Here is a 21279-nt window from a genome sequence, read left to right as displayed (position 1 = left end):
CCTCCCTTCTATTGGTAAAAATCAACCAATTCTTCCCAAAGCTCATCTTCTAAAACCGTATCGGATACATCTGATTGAGTAATAATTTTCTCATCTGAACCACTTAGAATTTGACTCATTTTAGCAAAGAACATTGTAATTCTGTTTTTAAATTTTTGGATATCTATTTCAAATTTTTCATTATAGCTTAATTCAAATTTGAAATCTTCACTATTGTATATATTTATTATTATAGCTTCCTGATTCAAATTTTTTACATTAATACTTCTACCAACTGGTAGATTAACCAAACTAAATAATTTATTTTCCTTAGCTTCAGCTTCGAAATTACCTAGATAGTTGAAAATAATATCTGGGGAATATTCAGTGTACAATTGGTCTTCTTGTTCTATCAAACCAAAACTAACTTGATGCTGTGCTGATCTTCTCAATTTATCCTTAATTGACAAAGTCAAATCTAATGGATTATCTTTATATTTTAAAATCAAGGGATAAATAGCAGTAAACCAGCCCACCGTCCGTTCATTCGGAACTGTCTCAAAAGGGATTTCTCTTCCATGTCCCTCTACATTAACAATAAATTCTTCATCTAGAATATTAGATAAGGCATAAACTACTGCAGCTAATAATAGTTCTGAAAATTCTAACTCTAAAATTGTAAGAGATTTTTTGTAGACTTGATTGATTTGTTCTTTTTCTAACAAAACTAGGTTAGTCAACATTTGAGAATCTGCATTAGTTGATTTTTTATGCAAGAAATTTGTTAGTTTATTGATGATATCATTCCAATAATCTTTTTCAAGTTTAAAACTAGGTGAATTTTGATAATTTTTTAATATCTGAGACCAGTTTTTAAAAGGAACAGTTTTTAACGGTAGTTCAGTGTTTAAGCCACGGGAAAATTGAGAATACAGACTATTTAAATCATCTACTAAAATCCTCCATGAGACTGCATCAACAATAAGATGATGGGCAATTAGAAATACATATTCTGTTTCTGTCTGTAACATCTTAAATACCCTTACCTTAAATAAATTGCTACCATTGAAGTCAAAAGACTCTTGTAAATTATTACACACTTTTTCTAACTCAGTTAAATCGGAAACAGTAATAAAGTCAATATCAAGTAAATAGTCTTTAATATGCGAGATATTTAAAGAATTATTTAATACATGTGCCCTCAGCATATCGTGATGGGCTGTTAACTTTTTAAGTGTTTGAATTATATATGTTTCATTGATATGTCCTTGAAACTGCAGTAGCACTGACTGATTATAATGTTCAGGTTTGAAATACTGTTTTTCAAAAAAACTTGATAAAATAGGAGTATTTTCAACAATTCCATCAACGGGTGATTGATCAACACTCATAAAGTCTACTGTTCTGCATATACTAGCAATATTTGCAACAGTGGAATTATGAACAACTTCTTTTGAAGTTACTTCATATCCTATATGTCTTAATTTAGCTACTAGCATCATATTTTTTATTGAGTCACCACCAAATTCAAAAAAGTCATCATAAATTCCTAAATTTTCATATCCCAGAACATCTTTAAAAACATCAAGAATTTCAGCCTCTTTTTTATTCCTTGGGGAGATAATTTTATCTGTATTTTCAATATTAATATCTGGAAGCTTATTTTTATCAAGTTTTCCATTATTAGTCAGAGGGAAACTTTCTACAGCTTTCCAATATTTAGGAATCATATAAGTTGGCAAGAATTCTCGAAGCTTGTTACAAATATCTCGAAAATCAAGATTTTTATTTTGGTGACTGATAACATAGCTATACAGAGCTTTCTCTCCTGCATTATCAAATCTGTCAATTACAACACAATCTTTTATCTCTTTTTTTAATTTTTCTAGTATTGTATTTTCAATTTCTTTTAACTCTATTCTAAATCCGTGAATCTTAACTTGCTTGTCAATTCTACCTAAATATTCAATGCTCCCATCACTTAAAAGCCTTGCTAAATCTCCAGAACGATATAATTTTTTATTAAATTTTGGGTGATATATAAACTTTTCCTGAGTTAATCTTGAATTTCCAATATATCCCGAAGATAATCCAGCTCCAAATACACAAATTTCTCCCGGAACCCCTATGCCACTTAGTTCATTATTATTTAACAGGTAGATTCCTAAAGTGGATAACGGATAGCCAATATTACTAATTCCAAGTTTGATATCAGTTTCATTAATTTTTTTATATGTAACGTGAACAGTTGTTTCGGTTATACCATACATATTTATGATTGATACTTGAGGATTACTCAAAAAGAAATCTTTTATTCTTCTGGTTTCTAATGCTTCCCCACCAAAAATTAAATATCTCAGTTTATTTAATTTTTTATCACCTAATGATAAGAGCAGTGCATAAAAAGAGGAGGGAACTTGGTTAAAAACTGTTACTTCATATTTTTCTAGAAGACTAATAAGTGCAAAATTGTCTTGTGTTTCTTCTAAAGTAGGTATGATTAAAGTACCTCCAAAAAGCATCGCCCCAAAAATCTCCCACACTGAAAAGTCAAAACCATAGTAGTGAAATAGTAACCAATTATCTTGAGAAGTAAAATCAAATTGTGTTTTTTCATTATAGAATAATCTAACCACATTTTTATGAGAAATCTGAACTCCTTTTGGTTTTCCTGTTGTTCCTGATGTATAAATAACATATAAGTAATCATCACTGCTGATATCTATTTTCAGATCATCTTCTAATTCCTTTTTAAAATTTGAAATCTTAGTTGTTTCAATTACAGAAATATCAAAATAATGCTTTATTTCAGAGGAGTAAAGAATGAGTTTAACATCACTATCTTCTAACATATAGTTAATTCTATCTTTTGGATATTTAGGATCAATTGGTATATATCTAGCTCCAGCTTTTATAACAGCTAGTATATTAATAATTATATTTTCATTTTTATCTGAAATAACAGCAACAGAGTCTCCACAACGAATCCCTTGATTTAATAGCACTCTAGCAATTTGATTTGCTTTTTTATTTATTTCAGAGTATGAATATTCTTTCTTATTATGAATAACTGCTGTCTTATTGCCAAATTGGCGAACAATTTTTTCGAAGATATCTTTAATATTAACTTTTGGATACTTGACATTTGAAAATTGATTGAGTGTTTTATAAAGATTTCTTTCAATTTCATCAGCCATTGTCAATTCCGAAATAGTCTTTTTATCATTTTGAACTCCATCAAACAAAAGATTTTTAACATGTCTGTGAAGTCCTTTGATTTCTTCAATAGAGAATATATCTTCCAAAAAATCAAAGTCAATATCAAAACAACCATTTTCCCATGTATTTAAGCTTATCGTCAAATTATTTGATTGGTACTGACAATTTTGCCAATTAATTTTTATTTCATCTTGGAATTCTTTCTTAGCAGACTGATAATTGATAATAACATCAAATAAATCACCTTTAAAACCAATATTTTTAGCTAATTCATTTTTCAGGCTAGTATAATTATATTTGCTATGCTTGAAAATTTTCATCTTTTTTTTATCAACCAGAGAAACAAAATCTTTAAAACTTTGGGCTTCATTTAATTCAATATGAACTGGGACAGTGTTTACAAACATTCCCATTGTATGTTTTTGATTTTTGCCAAATCTACTATGAAGTGTTGTACCGATATTTATCCGATTAGTTCTAGTGAGCCTTGACATGTAAACTGAAAAAGCGGACATATACAAAAATAATTCTGAAATACCTCTATTTTTAGCATACTGTTTTATACTCTCACTTTCCTCATGATTTAAATGAAAAGATAAACGTCTGACTTTATAATTTGTAGATGTTTTATTTGAAATATAACTATTGCTTATATCTGTTGAAAATTCATTTAACCAAAATTCTTTATCTTTATTAAACTTATTCCCGTCTTTGTAGTTTTGCTCCTCTTCAAGTATAGTTTCATATGACCCTCTTTCAATTCTAGGAGCTTCTCCCTTTTCAAGCCCTCTATAGGTAAAAATAAATTCATTAACTAATAGTCCAACTGAAAAAGCATCTGAAATTATATGATGAATTTTAAAATATAATCCAAATCCATAATCTTTTATTATTACACCATATAGCTCCATTAAATGATTAAGGCTTATTTTTTTAAAATCATAGCTACTCTTCCACTGTTTAAAATCTTCAAGATTTTGAAAATCTATTATTTTATAAGTATATTTGGAGTTGGTTAAGAGTTCTTGATAAATTTGCAGTTCTTCTTGCTGTAATTGTATTCTAAAAATATCGTTATTTTTAATAATCATTTTTAGACTGTTTTCAAATATATCTCGTTTTACTTTTCCTTTAAAAACAACATCAATTCCAACTGAGTAATCCCCTTCAACCATTTGAGAAAATGTGCTAATCTGATTTTGAGACAGTGTCAGTAAATGCTTCATATTTATATTTTCTCCTTAATTACTTAATTTATACAACGCCCAAAAATCGCTTTGATTTTTCATCAATTCATCAAATGTTCCACTTTCAACAAGTCGACCATTTTTTAAAACTAATATCTGATCGAATTTAGATAAAATATTCTTGTGTAACTTATGTGAAACAACTAAACAAGTAACTTCATCCATATTTAATATTAATTCTTCAATATTAGCAGTAGTCTCATTATCAAGCGAGGACGTCGCTTCGTCAAATAGCAAGATAGGAGCTTTTTGCAACAAGCTTCTAGCAATAGCTATTCTCTGTCGCTCTCCTCCTGATAAATTATAACCATTCTCTCCACATAAATAATCTATTCCTTTATTGACTATTACCTCATCTAAATTTGAATTTTTTATGACAGATTTTACATCCTCATCTTTAAAATCTGAAAACAAAGTTATATTATTTATAATAGTGTCATCAAATATAAAGACCTCCTGTTGCATAACTGATAGGTTTCTGTATAGAAGATTACTACTAATCACTCTAAGATCTATTCCACCTATATAAATATTTCCCCAATAAGTTTCCCAGTGTTTTTGAAGAATATTTAACAAAGTACTTTTACCGCTTCCACTATGTCCAACAATTGCATACTTCTTCCCTTTTTTAAAAGTAAAGTTTATATTATCTAAAGCTGGCAAACTAGAATCTTTATAAAAAAATGAAACATTATTCAAAACTATATCTTGTGAAAAAGATATAGAAGCTTCCCCTATCTCTCTTCGTGGTTTTTCATTTATCAAATGAAGAATAAAATCCACAATATTCTTAGAAGAACTAAATTTCATAATTGAACTAGGGATTTTTTGAATTGGAACAACGACAAAATTTAAAAGTTGAATATATGCTACAACAGTACCCATACTTGTATTACCTGATATTACTTGATTAGCTCCAATATAAAATAATACAAAAGCCATAATATTTGTACTAGCCTCAGAGAAAACGCTTACAATATTGTATATATTATTCTTCCTTAACAATAGTTTTTCTTCTGTATCTAATTTTCGTAAGAAGATTTTATTTGTTCTTTTCTCAATTTGGAAAATTTTAACTATCTGAAAGCCTTTTAATAAATCAGAAATAAATACATTCAGTGAATTACTGCTTTTAATTGTGTGCTTTTCAATATTTGGAAGAATTTTATTAAACAGTGCACCGATTAAAACAGATACAATTGTAGTAGCAAGAATTCCTAAAAATAAATAGATATTTAAAAATATCATAGACAAGAGGCCTAATATTAAAGTAATAATATTTTTAAAAAAATCAACTTTATTTTCAATAATATTGACTTTTACTGTTTCTAAATCTACGGAAAATAATTTGATATAACGATTTGTGTTTTCACTATTAAAAAAATTAATAGTTTTATAAAGAATTGTATTTAATAATTTAGATTTTAAATTATAATTTCCTTTAGAAATATATAAATTTTTAAAAAAAGTTGCCGCATAGGAAATCAAAAGAAATAATATGATATAGATTATTGCCAAAAGCAATAAATTATTTAATCTCTTGATATTTCCAGACAAAGCTATATCTATAAAATCTTTTAAAATAAAAGCTGATGCTATATTAAATATAGCTGTAATTGAACAAAATAAAATTGATAAGATAAAATTAACTTTATTTTTTTGCAACACAATTTTAAAAATTTCACTCATTCCTATGCTCCTTACTTTGATAATCAAAGTATATCATTTTTTTAACGTTTTCTCAATAATGTATCAAATTTTAGTGTCGTCTCTATAATCTTTGTAATAGGCTCTGTCACAAAGATTATAAAATACTTCTAAGTAAAAAAGTCCCATATGACTTATAATGAAAATGATTAAGCTTACATTATAAGTCATATGGAACACCCTAAGAATACTACTGATTTGATTGAAAAAGAATAAGCATCAATATTTATTTGTTCTATAACATCAAACTTATATTGAATTGCGAGTTAAATTTTTGACCTCTTTGAAGACCGGCTTAAGACTAATTCCAACTGCCTTCAAAATTTCTCTCAAGTATCAAAAATATATTACCAATAATTTAAAACGAAAACTCTCATCGCTTTTATCGCTTATTGTAGTTGATAAAGAATCAATTAACTTTATAAACAAATAAGACTGCAAAATCTCCTTGATTCTGCAGTCTTATTTTCTTGTTTTAAATTACATCATGCCGCCCATCATGCTTGGATCCATGGCTGGAGCTGCAGGTGCTTCTGGTGCTGGATGATCAGCTACAACTGCTTCTGTTGTCAGAATAAGACTTGCTACAGAAGCCGCATTTTGCAGAGCTGAACGTGTCACCTTCACAGGGTCAATGATTCCTTCTTTAATCATATCAACCCACTCACCATTGGCAGCATTGAAGCCTGTACCTACAGGGCTGTTCTTCAATTTGTCAATAACAACTGAACCTTCATAGCCGGCATTTTTAGCAATTTGGCGAACAGGTTCTTCCAAGGCACGCAGAACAATATTGCGGCCTGTTGCAGCATCATCTTCCAAGTCAAGGGCAGCAACTTTTTCAATCACATTGATAAGGGCTGTACCGCCTCCTGAAACAATGCCTTCTTCAACAGCAGCGCGTGTCGCATTAAGCGCATCTTCAATACGAAGTTTCATTTCTTTTAATTCTGTTTCAGTAGCTGCTCCGACTTTAATGACAGCAACACCGCCAGATAATTTGGCTAAACGTTCTTGCAGTTTTTCACGATCAAAGTCTGACGTTGTTGTTTCAATTTGTGATTTGATAAGTGCAACACGGTTTTCAATAGCTTCCTTGCTGCCTGAACCTTCAACAATGACCGTTGTGTCCTTATCAATTGTGACGCGGGCTGCTTGACCAAGAGCATCCATTGTCGCATTTTTAAGTTCAAGACCGAGGTCCTCTGTAATGACAGTTCCGCCAGTTAAGATGGCAATATCTTCTAACATGGCCTTACGGCGGTCACCAAAGCCGGGAGCCTTAACAGCCACAACATTGAAGGTACCGCGAATCTTATTCAAAACGAGGGTTGGAAGAGCTTCACCATCCACGTCGTCAGCAATAATCAAAAGCGGACGGTTCGTTTTAAGAACTTCTTCCAGCAAAGGAAGAATATCTTGAATGTTTGAAATCTTCTTATCGGTAATTAAAATATAAGGATTTTCCAGATCGGCAACCATTTTTTCATTGTCAGTTACCATGTATTGAGACAGGTAGCCGCGGTCAAACTGCATTCCTTCAACCACTTCAAGCTCAGTTTCCATACCGCGTGATTCTTCAATCGTGATAACACCGTCATTGCCAACTTTTTCCATGGCTTCAGAAATGTATTCTCCGACTTTTTCAGAACGTGACGACACAGCTGCAACCTGAGCGATAGCTTCCTTGCCGGAAACAGGCTGAGCAATAGCCTTCAGACCGTCAACAGCTGTTGCAACAGCTGTTTCAATTCCGCGGCGGATGCCGATTGGATTGGCACCGGCCGTTACATTTTTAAGACCTTCGCGAACAATGGCCTGTGTCAAAACAGTCGCTGTTGTCGTACCGTCACCTGCAATATCATTGGTTTTTGAAGCAACTTCTGAAACCAGCTTAGCTCCCATATTTTCAAAATGGTCTTCCAATTCGATTTCCTTAGCAATGGTTACCCCATCGTTGGTAATCAAAGGAGAACCAAATGACTTTTCAAGAACCACATTGCGTCCTTTAGGGCCTAAGGTCACCTTAACGGTATCTGCCAAAGTATCTACGCCGCGTACCATTGCGGAACGGGCATCTGCTGAAAATTTAATATCTTTTGCCATAATCTAATCCTCTTTATCTAAATAATATATAATCTAATAATCTGTCAGTCTCATCAGGCGCTTTTTAGCGCCAAAACCTTAAAACTGCAGCCTCACATTTTCAGATATATGTTACAGACTTTCTCATTAGTCCTGAACGACCGCTAAAATGTCTGCCTCACGAACAATGAGATAGTCCTCGTCACCATCTTTAACAGGTGTTCCCACATGACTTTCAAGCAGGACGGTATCTCCCTCAGCTATGCTTGGAGCAACTAAGTCACCGCTCAATGTACGAATACCTTCACCGACAGCTGCTACCGTCGCCTTTTGCGTCTTATCTTGACTGGCACCGGCAAGAACAAAACCGCCGACTGTCTTCTCTTCTTCTTTGATTACTTGTACGACCACTCGGTCTCCTAAGGGTTTTAACATAACATACCTCCATAGAAATTTTTAGCACTCTTATCCATCGAGTGCTAATTACAATTATTATTGTATCACTTGGTCAGAAATAGTCAAGAAAAAACTCTACCTTTCGGTAAAGTTTTTTGAACTTATTTGGACTCAGAAAGTTTCAGCTTTTCTTCAAAATCATTAACAACCTTCTGAACATTGATCCGACCTTTGTAAATACCATAGCCAAAAATCAACATGGCTAAGATACCCAGAACGGTTAAAACAATGCCAATAATAAGTCCGATCAGATTAGCTGAGAAGGAATAAATCAAGACAACTCCGATACTGGCAATGATAAACATCAGGGTAAACCAGCGTCCCAGATTTTCAATCATGTGCTTTTGATAAGCTATTTCTTCTTCATAGCCTTTGATAAATTCTTCTTTTGTCAGCATAATCTCTCCTTTTTAGCTTAGTATTTCAATCCTGGATCGAAGAATCCTGTCAAGACACCAACAAGAGCAATGACTACCAGTAAAAGCATAACTTTGATTGGTGACATATTCTTCTTAGCCATCAGCCACCAGCAAAATACAGTGAACACGGCTGTCAGCAATCCCGGATAAACGCCGTCCAATTGATCTTGGAGCACCAAGAAAGCCTTGCCGGAAGAATTTTTCAGTTCAAAGGCCGTCTTAATAGGTACCCAAGTTGCCGCTACCGCACCGACGACCATACCGCCGACAATGGCTACGGCTTTACGAATAGCTTGTCCTTGAGGGCCAACCAGCACTTCAACCGCCTTATCTCCCAGTTCATAACCTTTGAAGTAGGCAAAACGCATACCAAAGTAAGCCAGAAGGTTCCAGACAATGATATAAAAGATGGCGCCGACTGGTGAACCGCCCGTTGACAAACCAAGAGCAATCCCTAGGATAATTGGAATCAAAGTACCGACAACCAGAGAGTCTCCGATACCGGCAACCGGTCCCATCAGACCGGCACGCAGACCATTGATGGTTTCATCATCAACACCGTCAGCACCGTTGGCACGCGCTTCTTCAAGACCCGCTGTAACACCGACAATAAGGGAACCTAATTGCGGTTCAGTGTTAAAGAAGGCTGTATAAGTTTGCATTGAACGAGCTTTGTCGTCTTCATTGTCATAAAGTTCTTCAACGATTGGCAGCATAGAAGTCAGGTAACCAAAAGTTTGCATATGCTCTTGTGAGAAGCAGGTCAGGTTACCATAGTACCAATGATGGAAGGACTTGCTTAGGGTTTTCTTTGAAATTTTCTTTTGAGCCATCTTAGATATCCTCCTCATCGTCATCAAAATCTACGCCGTCTGCACCGGCTACTGCCGTAGCTTTAGCATTTTTGGCCATTTCCAATTCATAGAACAATACAGCAAAGATCAGGGAAATTACGGCACATGATACCAGATTCAATCCCAGTGAAGCTGCTAAGGTAAATCCAACAAAGAATGGAACAAAGTCAACAGCTTTTTCAACAATTTGTTTCAAGAGGATGGCAATCCCCACACATGGCAGAAGAGAACCAACGGTAAAGAGGGTTTTCATTGGGATACCGTCCATTGGCAGAGCTTCCTTCAGAGCTGTAACAGCATCTGCTCCCAGCTTACACATAATCAAAGTTGGGATAAATGAGAAGACGATATGAGAAATCCAAGGGAAGCCCCAGTCTACTGCGTACAGTTTTTTATAATCTCTCTTTTCAACTGCTCTCCAGCCGATATGCTGCCAAACCAGGTTCATAGTAGCTGTTCCGTAGAAAAGTACAGTACCAATGGTTCCTACCAGAGTACCCATTGATTTTGCAAGGTTGGCTGCATCAGCTGAATTAGCAGACAGTCCTTGTGAATGAATGGCAACCATTGCCAAAGGAATACCGATATAAGACACTGCACGGACATCGGCCGATACCGTACCGCCAGGTGTTACCAAGGCAATGTAAACCAGCTGCATAGCAACCCCACAAACGATACCTGTCTTAACATCTCCAAGAACCAAGCCGCAGACCAAACCACCGACTAAGGGGCGGCCTAGAGTATAGTTACCAATGGTAGTACCACCCAAACCGGGCATTGAAGACAAACAGGCAAACAAGCCAAGAATGGCTGCTTGTAACCAAGAAATTGTCATAATATTTCTCCTTTTATTAAGATACAAAGGGCGTTAAGAAAGCGAGAAGAAAATAGGAGCCTAACGCCATGCGCTTTAGCGCATAAGGCAGGCTATCTTTTTCTCGACGCTTTTAGCCCGTGTTCAATTAGTAAGATACAAAGGCGTAAGCGACACACAGCAAAATAGGAAAGCTGACGAAGATGCTTGGCATCTAGGAAGTCTTTATCTTTTTGCACAGTGTCGTAGCCGTGTTCAATTATTTAAGATACGGCAGAGGATTGTTATCTAAGTGCTTCGCACTTGACAACAAACGCCAGTTACCATAGTGAATTGGCTACCTCAATAACCAAATTTAGATTTGAAATCTGACCAGTAACCGATTGAAACATCCGGCAAAAGTTGGAATTTTACTTTATAGCCGGCTTTTTCAATAGCTTCAATAGCGTCTGCTTCTTCCTGAGTAATTGATTGGTTGTTGCCGAGCTTAACAGCACCTGGACGGTCATTTGCAGGGCCTACGATAATTTCTTTCACATCTCCCGGAACAAATCCCTGATCCACCAAAATTTCTTTCATATCAATAGGGTTTTTAGTGATTAGGAAGTAACGGCTGTCTGAGTCTGATACTTTTTGTGATTTTTGAGCAAAGGCTTCCTTAGTCCAAACAAAAGTCTTCTTGTCTGAAGCCCCTTTATAGGCTTGGATTAACACCTTGTTTTTAGCCGCAGCATCGTTAACAGCAATCAAGCCATCACATGGATACTCCTTAGCCCAGCGTGTTACAGTTTGTCCGTGAATCATACGGTCATCAATTCTTACAAATGATACAGTCATTTTCTTCTCCTTTATTAGATGTCATCATCGTCGTCATCTTCATCATCAGAAGTGACCTTGAATTCCTGCAAAGCACTTGTTGCTTCACCCAAAACAGTTGTTACAAAATCCGATCCATCAAGCATGTCTTTCATAACCACTGCATTTACTGCCATTGGCAGATTCATTCCGCCCAGAACAACGGCATCGTCCAGTTTGCCTAATTCTGCCAGAACGTTGCAGGCTGTCGTCAAAGGACTGCCGCCAACAATATCCGCCAAAACGACCACTGAATCTTCTTCCTTGAGCTCTGAAAGAGCTTCCCTGAAGGACTGAGCAAAATCATCTACAGATTTGCCATTTTCTAAACCGACAGCTATCACTTGGTCAACCTTATCTTCAGCAAACATGGCTAAAGACGTTTTTAAACCCTGCGCAAAGCCGCCATGACTCACAAGTATTAGGTATTTCATGACTACCCCCTACCTTCTTTTAATTTCACTCTTATTTTATAATTTTTGAAAACGCTTTTGCAGTGTCATTTGTCATCTTTAAATACCTGACAAATGTCATTTGAGAAGTGACATTTGTCAATTCTCTCTATCAATACCCATAAAAGCACAACTAAAGGAAAAGCAGATCGATGTAACCTAAAAGAAATTATCACGGAAGCAAAAAACGAACAGCTGATATGGCAAAATTTGCTGTCAGCTGTTCGCTTTACTAATCACTGCCCTGCGGTGAAACGGGCTACTTTTTTATTTCAGTTCATCCTCAATGTCTTTTTGGATATCTGATAGGTCACTTTCAACAGTATCTTCTTCCAAAGACTTGGTGATGAGATAGCCCGCCTTTTCATAAATGGTGTTATAGGACTTAAACCTAGGAGTAGTTGTCGCTTTTTTCAGCATGCTGTCAAGCGTGCTTACCGTCAGAGCCTTGGCCCCAAAACTATCATTTTGCAAGAGATTTTTGCTTTCCTGGCTGTTCATTACCGATTTTAAAACAGAAGCTCCCTGGGAATCTTCAAACAGCTGCTGCTGGGTCTTTTTATCCGCGCACAAAAGCTTCAGGAATTCCCAGGCCAGCTTAGACTGGGAAGTTTTAGCAGATATGGCATACAAAGAAGTGCTGGATTGAGTTCTTGCTAAGGATGATTTTTGAGAAGGCATTTCAACACAGCTCCAAGAAAAGGAAGAATATTTTGAAACGTGATAAGGATAAGGCTTATAGGTCCTATACTGAGCCAAAGTCATAGGGAAAAAGGCTACCCTGCCTTCATCAAAATCCTTAAGTGTCACACGGTAACTGCCATTTAGATTCTTTAATTTCGTCACCAAGGATAAGGCCGAGCGAACTTTCTTCGTGTTAAAATACGCTTCAGTTCCCGTCTTATTAAACAGTTTGATGTTATAGGCTGCCAGAGCCTCTTCCCAGCCATAGCTAAAACTGCCATACTGGTCAATAACACCGTCACCGTCAGTATCCTTAGTGACTTTTTTACAAATATTATAAAAATCTGCTATTGTCCAATCCGAAGCAGGCAGCTTTATGCCCTCTTTTTTTAATAAGTCAATGTTAATGCACATCATGACGGGATTGCTTTCAAAAGGAAGGGCAAATTGATTTTGCCCAAAGTGCCCGGCATTATAAGCCGAAGAATAGAATTGAGAGGTCTTCAGTTCCTTTTTTATGCGGCTGTCCAAATTGGCCAGAGCCCCTGTCGAGGCCAATAGATTAAAATCATTTTCAGGAACCACAAAGACATCCGGCTGTGTGCCCTCAACAATCTTGCCGGACAGCCAGGAAGAATAATCCTCTTTCAAAATCCCGCTTTCATACTGAACCTCAACATTGGGATGTTTCTTTTCAAAACGGCTGATGACTTCATCTAAGAATTGGTATTCTTTGCCGCTGGGAACATCCCAGCTGCTGCCGGCATAGACACCTAAACGCAAAATTTTCTTTTGCCTTGACTGAAAGACGAAAAAGCTCAGCACGGCTGCTAAAAGGACCAAACCGCCTATCAAAGGAAATTTACGGCGCCGAATCCATTGTTTAATCATTATCATCTCCAAAGTATCTGTTAGTGACGCCTGTCTGCACTGCCCAAATAGCCAGCTGCGTTCGGTCACGCAGGTTTAGCTTGGACAGAATGGTCGACAGGTAATTGCGGATCGTTCCTTCTGACAGGAACAGCTTGGCTGCAATTTCTTTATTAGAGAGACCAAAGCCGATTTGCTGAATAATTTTCCACTCGGCCTTGGAGATATGCTCAACGCTCTTTTCCTGCACCTGAATGGCCGAATTGGACTGAGCCATCTGAGAAAATAGTTTGACAACTTTCGTTGCAACATCCGGATTAATCATGGCATTGCCCTTATTGACTGTTACAATAGCCTGATGCAGATCTTCCATCGAAATACCTTTTAAAATGTAGCCCGAAGCCCCATACTGGAGCGCCTTGAAAATAAAATCATCATCGTCAAAGGTTGTCAGAATAATGATTTTGATATGAGGATAATTTTCCTTGACTTCCTTGGTGCATAAAACCCCATCCATCTTCGGCATGCGGATATCCATCAAAATGACATCAGGCTGGCTTTTCTTCAGGCTCTCCAAAACCTCAGTCCCGTCGTCAACAGCACCGACAACTTCAATATCCTTATAAGATGACAGAACAATTTTCAGCGATTCTCTAATGAGCTCTTGGTCATCAGCAATAAGTACTTTAATCACTTTTCTTCTCCTTTTTTCTTGGGGATAATGACAGTGGTTTGAAAACCATCCTTACTTTCAAAGCTGGCGCGGCCGCCAATGATAGCCAGACGTTCTTGCATCTGCGTCAGTCCATAACCCGGTTTTATCTCCTTACAGCCTAAACCGTCATCCTTGATTTTAATGATATAGGAATCTGTATTGAGCATTTCAATCCAAACATGGCGCGCATGGCCGTGGCGTAAGGAATTGGTAATGGTCTCTTGGATAAGACGGAAAATAATGTCCTCTTTCGTTATGTCTAAATCAACATTATCCCATTTGTAATCCAAGCTGACCTGCAGTTTGGACAAAGTTTCATAATCAGCAATCATCTTCAGGAGAGCTTCCTTCAAGCTTCCCTTTTCAAGAGCGCCGGGTCTCATTTTTTCCAAGGACCTTCTGACATCCTGAATACCTTCCCTGACAACATCTGAAACATTTTTCAGCTGATCCTTAGCATGGCTGGGATTTAAATCCACCAGAACACTGACCGCATCAATTCCTGCTGAGATACCTGTTAAAGCATGTCCTAAGGTATCGTGAATTTCTCTGGCAATGCGCTTACGCTCTTTGTCCTCAGCAATTTTTTCAGCCAGAGAAACATAAGCGTTTAATTCGGTATTAGCACGCGCAGCCATGCGCAGCTCCTCTTCGATCTTGTGATTCTCAGCAATTGAGTACATAATATAGGCCACCAGCGATACGATAAAAACGATGATATTCAAAGAATAAAGAAAGTTTTTAATAAAGAGGACAACCAGACGGCTGGTGCTGGGGAAAAAACTAATGTAAACGTCCAAAGACGGCAGTTTCATGACCAGAGACAGAAGGTCAAAATTAGATATCAGCAGCAGGCCGAAACCCAGAAAAATAAAGAGCAGCCAATACCTTTGTTCCTTGACATTATAGAAATTAGCGTAGCTGTAAAAAACATCCGCAAAGACCAAGAGGAACAGGCCATTATAAGAAAACTGCAGAGAAATAAAGGTGAAAATAATCAGCATAACTTCCGCCGCAATCAGCCAGTCATTGATTTCTTCCTTCTTATTAAGAATGCTTTCGCGATAAAACATGACTATTAAGAATAAGGCAAAGAAGAACATGGTTGAAAAAAAGATGCTTTCAGGAGCCGTCGGAACAACATCTAAATTGTCCAAAAGGACATGGCTTAAGTTTTTGGCAACAATATACTTACTGGCAAAGAGATACACAAAAGCATAGTAAATCACCGCCAGCAAATTGATAAAAATCAAGGCTCGTTTGGCATATTGACTGTATTTTAAATATTTATAGCTATTCATTACTGCCACCCTGCTAAATCAGCTTCCCCGATGTTCTTTTTTGTCAGCAGCTGAACTGGTACAACAATTTCTTTGGGATACGCTTGATTCTTGGAAAGTTTAAAGGTTGCTTTGATGACTTCCTGTCCCATGGTATAAGGGGACTGAGCAACAGTCGCTTGAATTTCCGGCGTCGCAGCAAGCAGACTTTTCATATCGGGAGACCCATCAATGCCGTAAATCTGCGTGTTTGCCTTCTTTTCCCCCTTAATAGCAGCCAAAGCTCCGATAGCCGCTCGATCATTAAGTGCCATCACCGTATCAAAATCAAGACCGTCCTGAATCAGTTTTTTGACCTTGGGCATAGCAATCTCAGTCTGTCCTAAGCTGTCAATCCGCGATACAATTCGGTAGGCTCTGTGCTTTTTGATAGTATCAAGAAAACCCTGAATCCTGCTCGCTGCAGACAAAGCATCCCGGTGTTCTAAAAGCAAAATATCAGCACTTTTCTTTGTCCTCATCATCTGCTCAGCACATAAGACGCCTGCCTTATAATTATCTGAAGCAATTGTCGTATTAACAGCCGAGCTGTCCTTAAACTGGCTGTCCACCGCTATCACTTTAATCCCCTCTTTTTTAGCCTTTTTGAGACTGGCAATCAGCTGGCTGCTGTTGCCGTCCACCGGATTAATAATGATAATGTCAACCTTTTCTCTGATGAAAAAACGAACCTGTTCAACCTGTTTTTTGATACTGAGAGCCGGGTCGCGCGTGTAAAGCTGATCGTGCCGCTCATTAACACTTTTTTCAACTTCAGCATTCAGGTACTTATAAAAATCATTATTCATGGTCATATATGTAGCACCGATTTTTGTTTGCTGGGGAAAAACAGGTGCTTCTTTGTAATGGAAAAATAGGGCACAGACCACTGCCGTGACAAAAAGGCAAGCCAGAAGCCTGAGAAGCTGTTTATATTTCATATCTTCCTCCCTGTCTTTACAATCAAATTATACTGTTCATTAAAAAAGTGTTTGGCAGATGAAAGCAAGAATTGTTTACAAGTCTTCCTTCTCTAAACAGTTACAGCGTCTTGTCTGTTACTTTAGTTTAACACTTTCAGCTACCCATGGCAAACCCCATCAGATGCTCTGAAGACAGGTGCCTTTTGACACAAATTGGACTTTTCGGACCAGTTGTTTTTACCTGTCAGATTATATCTGAACGAAGCATGAGAGTGGGCAGACAGCCTTATTTGTTTTGCACCAAAGGACACAAAAAGGACTGGAAGTCACATAAAAACTCTCTCAGGATAAAGTCCTAAGAGAGCTTGCAGATACCAGATATTGCAAAGTAAGCCAAGTCGCAGCTGAAAAGAGGGGCCCCGATGAACCGTTTAAAACTCGGCCAGACTGACAATAGCTCGAAAAACTACATTTACGTATTTTTTGATGCATATCCTACCGCCCGTCTTTAAAATGGCAGCTCTTCCTCTTCAAGAACCAGATCAGCCAATTCATTTTCAGCATTGTTTTCACGTATAGCCCGCTGAGCCCGGCTTTCAAGCAGCTGAAAAGAATGTCCCAAGACCTCTGTCACAAAATGAGTAACCCCGTCTTTTTCATATCTGCGAGTGCGCAGTTCACCATCAAGCGACAAAAGACTTCCTTTGCTGCTGTATGAGACTAAGGTCTCAGCTAATTTCCCCCAAAAAACAATTTGAATAAAATCAGCCTGCCTCTCACCATCCTGTCCTTTAAAGCGACGGTTGACAGCTAGGGTTACGCGCGATACGGTCCTATCGTTAGCCGTTTTGACGGCTTCCGGTGCGGCTGTTAAGCGGCCAATCAAGATAACTTTATTGTACATCATTTTTCCTCCTGCTTTATTATTCGAAAAAGCAGACAAAAATTGACAGCAGACATCAAAATACTATGAACAAGCTTGATAATTGCTAACATCATACCGATTACGTCATCTTAGAGGAACTTTTTCTCCTAGCTGACAGCAGAACCCGCATTAATTTGATCAAGGCTTATTGGGCCTAATTCCTATTTGCAGGCAGTCAAGCAAACCTTTGCTCAAGGGCCGTTTTTGCCGTAAAATCGGATTGCCTGAGCCTGATAACCTATTTTATCCAGTCAGAACAATTCATCACTGCTTCTTAGCCAAAAAACAAGGAGCAAAGCACATATTAGCTAAGCTCCTGAAAATGATATCCGTTTTACCGCCTGCTCCTTTGGCTGCCGGCCTTATCCTTGCCAATGTTTCTTAGCATCGAAGGCTTCTCCTACGGTCGTCTGTGCAGCAAGCTCAATGATACCGCGTTTTTGCGGAGCATTCGGCAGAGCAAGCTCCCGCGGTGCACACATCATGCCAAAACTCTCTTCACCTCTGAGGCTACCCGGGAAAATCAAGCTGCCGTTTGGCATCATGGCTCCCGGCAAAGCAACAATCGTCTTTAAACCAAGGGCTGCGTTGGGTGCACCGGCAACAATCTGAATGATTTTATCGTCCGCCACCTTGACTTGACAAATATTGAGATGGTCACTGTCCGGATGAGGAACCATTTCAACAATCTCACCCACTACGAACTTAGGATTTGGATCATTTTCCAGACTTTCTTGAAATCCTTCCTTAGCCAGTTCAGCATTTAAAACAGCTATTTGTTCATCTGTCAGCGATACCTGACCCACTCCCTCAAGAGCAATCAGTTCAGACACTTCAAAAATATTCCAAGCAACCGTTTCATCGCTCTCTTGCAAGAAAACACGGGCAACTCTCCCCTTGCGCTCAGAAGTTAGTTTCCCACCCTTGCTGTCTTTGACAATAACCATCAAAACATCACCGACATATTGTTTGTTGTAAGTAAAAATCATTTCTATTCCTTTCAATTATGCAGTTTTCAAATAAAACTGAACACCAATTATCTAACGTAGAGTTTAAGGCTGATGCGCCCTGAGCTCAGCCAAGAAGGCATTGATTTGGGCTTTTGTCTTGCGATCTTTATTAACAAAACGGCCGATTTCCTTCCCGTTTTCCACCGCAATAAAACTCGGAATACCAAAGATATTCCACCTTTGAGCCACTTCCATAAAAGCATCGCGATCCACACGCACAAAAGTAAAGTCGGAATTTTCCGCTTCAATCTCAGGCAGGGCCGGATAGATAAACTGACAGTCCGGACACCAATCTGCTGTGAAAAAGAAGACGGTCTTCCCCTTTTGTTCCAGACACGCGGCTAATTCCTCATAGGACTGCGGAGCAATCATCTCTTTTCCTCCTCATAATCAATACTGCCATTTTGATAGGTAAATTGATAGACAGTATCATCCTGCATGACCACGCCGCCGCGAAGCTTTTTCTTATCGGATTCAAATTCATTGATATAGAGAACAGCAATCTCACCAAATTGACTGAAAAACTGCCGGATTTTCTTTTTAATTCTGTTCCGCCTTTGGTCTGCCAAACGCTGCTGAATAAGCAGACCGGCAAGAGCAGCACCGCTTATTCCCGCAAGACCGGCAGACACCAGTGTGATTTTTTTACTTTTCATAACCTTTATTTTATCATAAAACATGCTAAAATATAAAGTATAGAATTAAGCAGGGATGCTGGTATGGTTCGACACATCCCTTTGCAGCTATGAGAGGTAAACATGACAGATTTATTTGATAAAATCAAAACCGTCACCGAATTGGACGGTATTGCCGGCTATGAAAATACTGTTCGCGATTTTCTGCGTTCTAAAATAACACCTTTAACAGACGAAATCCAGACAGACGGGCTGGGCGGTATTTTTGGCATTAAGCACAGTTCTGCTGAAAAGGCCCCTCGAGTTATGGTCGCAGCCCATATGGATGAGGTTGGTTTTATGGTCAGTCAGATCAAAGAAGACGGTACGCTGCGTGCTCTGACTGTCGGCGGCTGGAATCCTTTGGTTATCAGCTCCCAGCGCTTCACCCTTTATACTCGGAACAATCAGGCCATCCCCCTTATTTCTGGCTCTGTACCGCCGCATTTTCTGCGTCACAGCAATGGTTCTCCTTCACTGCCAAAAGTTGAAGATATTGTCTTTGATGGGGGCTTTGCTGATAAGACAGAAGCGGAGTCTTACGGTATTTCTCCAGGTGATATTATCGTGCCGCAAACACAAGCCATTTTAACAGCCAACCAAAAAAATGTCATCTCCAAGGCTTGGGACAACCGCTATGGAATTCTGATGGTAACCGAATTATTAGAAAGCCTGAAGGACCAGCAGATAGACAGCACTCTCATTGCCGGAGCCAATGTTCAGGAAGAAGTCGGCCTGCGCGGAGCTCATGTTTCAACGACTCAATTTGATCCGGAACTCTTCTTTGCAGTTGATTGTTCGCCTGCCGGCGATGTTTACGGCGATCAGGGAAACATCGGCCAAGGAACCCTGATTCGCTTCTACGATCCGGGACACTTGATGCTTAAAAATATGCGGGACTTCCTGCTGACAACAGCGGAAGAAGCTGGTATTAAGTACCAGTACTACGCTGCTAAAGGCGGAACAGATGCCGGTGCAGCTCACCTTCAAAACAAAGGAATCCCTTCCACAACTATCGGTGTCTGTGCCCGTTATATTCACTCGCATCAAACACTTTATTCTTTGGATGATTTTCTGCAGGCGCAAAATTTCCTCCAAGCCATTGTTAAAAAACTTGACCGCTCAACGGTTGATCTTATTAAAAATTACTAGAAAGGACGAGACGGAACAGGTGCTCTACAATCTCTGTTTGCTCAATCCATATCGACCTCATGAGCACCTTGCACCTCTCAAATCTCCCATTATGACTATTGGATTTATCGGCGTTGGAAAAATGGCCAGCGCCATCATTACCGGACTGAAAAAAACAGAATTCAAGGTAATCATCTCAGACAGCAGTCCCGAAAAAAGCAGGGAAAAAGCTGAAGCATTGGATGTTGATTTTGCCGCCTCCCAGCAAGAGCTTATTGACAAGGCTGACCTTATTGTTTTAGGTGTTAAGCCGCAGGTTCTACCTCTTGTTCTAACCGATTTGGATATGAACAAGCCCATTCTTTCAATGGCCGCCGGAACAAGCTTAAGCCGTTTGGCCGAATTGACTCAGGCAGACCTGCCTATTATCCGCATTATGCCTAATCTCAATGCACAGCTGCTGCAGAGCACTACTGCTATTTGCCGAAATAGCAAGGTCTCTGATCGACTTTTTGAAACAGCCAAACAAATTACAAACTCATTTGGCACAACCTTTGAAATTGCTGAAAAAGACTTCGATACTTTTACTGCTCTGGCAGGCTCCAGTCCCGCCTATATTGCCCTTTTTATTGAAGCCCTGGCTAAGGCCGGCTTGAAATATGGTTTTTCTAAAGATCTGGCTCTTGATATTGTCAGTCAAACAGTACTGGCTACCAGCCAGAACCTTCTCTCAAACGGCATCAGCCCCAATGATTTTATTGATAAGGTTTCAAGCCCGGGCGGCACAACCATCGCAGGACTCTTAGATTTGGAAAAAACCGGTTTTACTGCCAGTGCCATCTCAGCTATTGATACAACGATCGAAAAAGCTAAAAACATGTAAAAGAAAAATGCTCGTAAAGCTGCTGACACTTTGCGAGCATTTTATTTTTAAATGATAA

The 21279-nt window shown here is 38.3% G+C and carries 19 protein-coding genes; 2 read left to right on the top strand and 17 right to left on the bottom strand.

The window, feature by feature from the left end; genetic code table 11:
- Positions 1-8: 8 nt before the first annotated feature.
- From BMI76_RS06190 to BMI76_RS06105, 17 genes are all read right to left on the bottom strand, one after another.
- Positions 9-4424: a non-ribosomal peptide synthetase gene (locus BMI76_RS06190; protein WP_075346725.1), complete on the bottom strand. Its 4416-nt coding sequence runs from the start codon at positions 4422-4424 to the stop codon at positions 9-11.
- 15 nt (positions 4425-4439) lie between these two features.
- A complete protein-coding gene (locus BMI76_RS06185) occupies positions 4440-6134 on the bottom strand; it encodes an ABC transporter ATP-binding protein (protein ID WP_075346724.1) in 1695 nt (564 codons plus the stop codon).
- Positions 6135-6632: 498 nt separating this feature from the next.
- The gene (gene groL, locus BMI76_RS06180) at positions 6633-8258 is read right to left on the bottom strand and encodes a chaperonin GroEL (RefSeq protein WP_075346723.1); all 1626 of its coding nucleotides are present in this window, start codon (positions 8256-8258) and stop codon (positions 6633-6635) included.
- Between the two features lie 126 nt (positions 8259-8384).
- Positions 8385-8672 carry a co-chaperone GroES gene (groES, locus tag BMI76_RS06175; protein WP_075346722.1) on the bottom strand — a complete coding sequence of 96 codons (288 nt, stop codon included), beginning with the start codon at positions 8670-8672 and terminating at the stop codon, positions 8385-8387.
- A 122-nt stretch (positions 8673-8794) separates the two neighbouring features.
- A complete protein-coding gene (locus BMI76_RS06170; protein ID WP_075346721.1) occupies positions 8795-9091 on the bottom strand; it encodes a PTS fructose transporter subunit IA in 297 nt (98 codons plus the stop codon).
- Positions 9092-9108: 17 nt separating this feature from the next.
- Positions 9109-9945, bottom strand: a complete 837-nt coding sequence (locus BMI76_RS06165; protein ID WP_075346720.1) for a PTS system mannose/fructose/sorbose family transporter subunit IID — start codon at positions 9943-9945, stop codon at positions 9109-9111.
- A 1-nt stretch (position 9946) separates the two neighbouring features.
- Positions 9947-10801 (bottom strand): PTS sugar transporter subunit IIC, encoded by an 855-nt coding sequence (locus tag BMI76_RS06160; protein WP_075346719.1) that lies wholly within the window; start codon positions 10799-10801, stop codon positions 9947-9949.
- A gap of 321 nt (positions 10802-11122) precedes the next feature.
- A complete protein-coding gene (locus BMI76_RS06155; protein ID WP_075346718.1) occupies positions 11123-11617 on the bottom strand; it encodes a PTS sugar transporter subunit IIB in 495 nt (164 codons plus the stop codon).
- A gap of 14 nt (positions 11618-11631) precedes the next feature.
- Entirely contained in the window at positions 11632-12069 is a 438-nt protein-coding gene (locus BMI76_RS06150; protein WP_075346717.1) for a PTS sugar transporter subunit IIA, read from the bottom strand.
- 285 nt (positions 12070-12354) lie between these two features.
- Entirely contained in the window at positions 12355-13662 is a 1308-nt protein-coding gene (locus BMI76_RS06145) for an ABC transporter substrate-binding protein (protein ID WP_075346716.1), read from the bottom strand.
- Positions 13655-14335: a response regulator transcription factor gene (locus BMI76_RS06140; protein WP_075346715.1), complete on the bottom strand. Its 681-nt coding sequence runs from the start codon at positions 14333-14335 to the stop codon at positions 13655-13657. Before BMI76_RS06140 ends, BMI76_RS06145 begins: the two co-directional genes overlap by 8 nt.
- The gene (locus BMI76_RS06135; protein WP_075346714.1) at positions 14332-15657 is read right to left on the bottom strand and encodes a sensor histidine kinase; all 1326 of its coding nucleotides are present in this window, start codon (positions 15655-15657) and stop codon (positions 14332-14334) included. The genes BMI76_RS06140 and BMI76_RS06135 overlap by 4 nt, the downstream gene beginning before the upstream one ends.
- Positions 15657-16616 carry a sugar ABC transporter substrate-binding protein gene (locus BMI76_RS06130; RefSeq protein WP_075346713.1) on the bottom strand — a complete coding sequence of 320 codons (960 nt, stop codon included), beginning with the start codon at positions 16614-16616 and terminating at the stop codon, positions 15657-15659. Before BMI76_RS06130 ends, BMI76_RS06135 begins: the two co-directional genes overlap by 1 nt.
- Before the next feature lie 490 nt (positions 16617-17106).
- Positions 17107-17502: a single-stranded DNA-binding protein gene (locus BMI76_RS06125; RefSeq protein ID WP_075346712.1), complete on the bottom strand. Its 396-nt coding sequence runs from the start codon at positions 17500-17502 to the stop codon at positions 17107-17109.
- A 383-nt stretch (positions 17503-17885) separates the two neighbouring features.
- Entirely contained in the window at positions 17886-18512 is a 627-nt protein-coding gene (ytpR, locus tag BMI76_RS06115; RefSeq protein WP_075346710.1) for a YtpR family tRNA-binding protein, read from the bottom strand.
- A 63-nt stretch (positions 18513-18575) separates the two neighbouring features.
- A complete protein-coding gene (locus BMI76_RS06110) occupies positions 18576-18905 on the bottom strand; it encodes a thioredoxin family protein (RefSeq protein WP_075346709.1) in 330 nt (109 codons plus the stop codon).
- A complete protein-coding gene (locus BMI76_RS06105) occupies positions 18902-19189 on the bottom strand; it encodes a DUF4651 domain-containing protein (protein WP_075346708.1) in 288 nt (95 codons plus the stop codon). Before BMI76_RS06105 ends, BMI76_RS06110 begins: the two co-directional genes overlap by 4 nt.
- Before the next feature lie 102 nt (positions 19190-19291).
- On the opposite strand from BMI76_RS06105, the gene pepA reads away from it, so the two are divergent.
- Together pepA and proC are read left to right on the top strand one after the other, a co-directional pair.
- Positions 19292-20359, top strand: coding sequence for a glutamyl aminopeptidase (gene pepA, locus BMI76_RS06100; RefSeq protein ID WP_075346707.1), 1068 nt, complete (start codon positions 19292-19294; stop codon positions 20357-20359).
- Positions 20360-20450: 91 nt separating this feature from the next.
- Positions 20451-21221, top strand: coding sequence for a pyrroline-5-carboxylate reductase (gene proC, locus BMI76_RS06095; protein ID WP_075346706.1), 771 nt, complete (start codon positions 20451-20453; stop codon positions 21219-21221).
- Positions 21222-21279: the final 58 nt, after the last annotated feature.

This window comes from Streptococcus sp. 'caviae' (genome assembly GCF_001937065.1).
Taxonomy (GTDB): domain Bacteria; phylum Bacillota; class Bacilli; order Lactobacillales; family Streptococcaceae; genus Streptococcus.
Note: the sequence above shows the minus strand (reverse complement) of the source record. Positions and strands in the feature narration are given on the sequence as shown.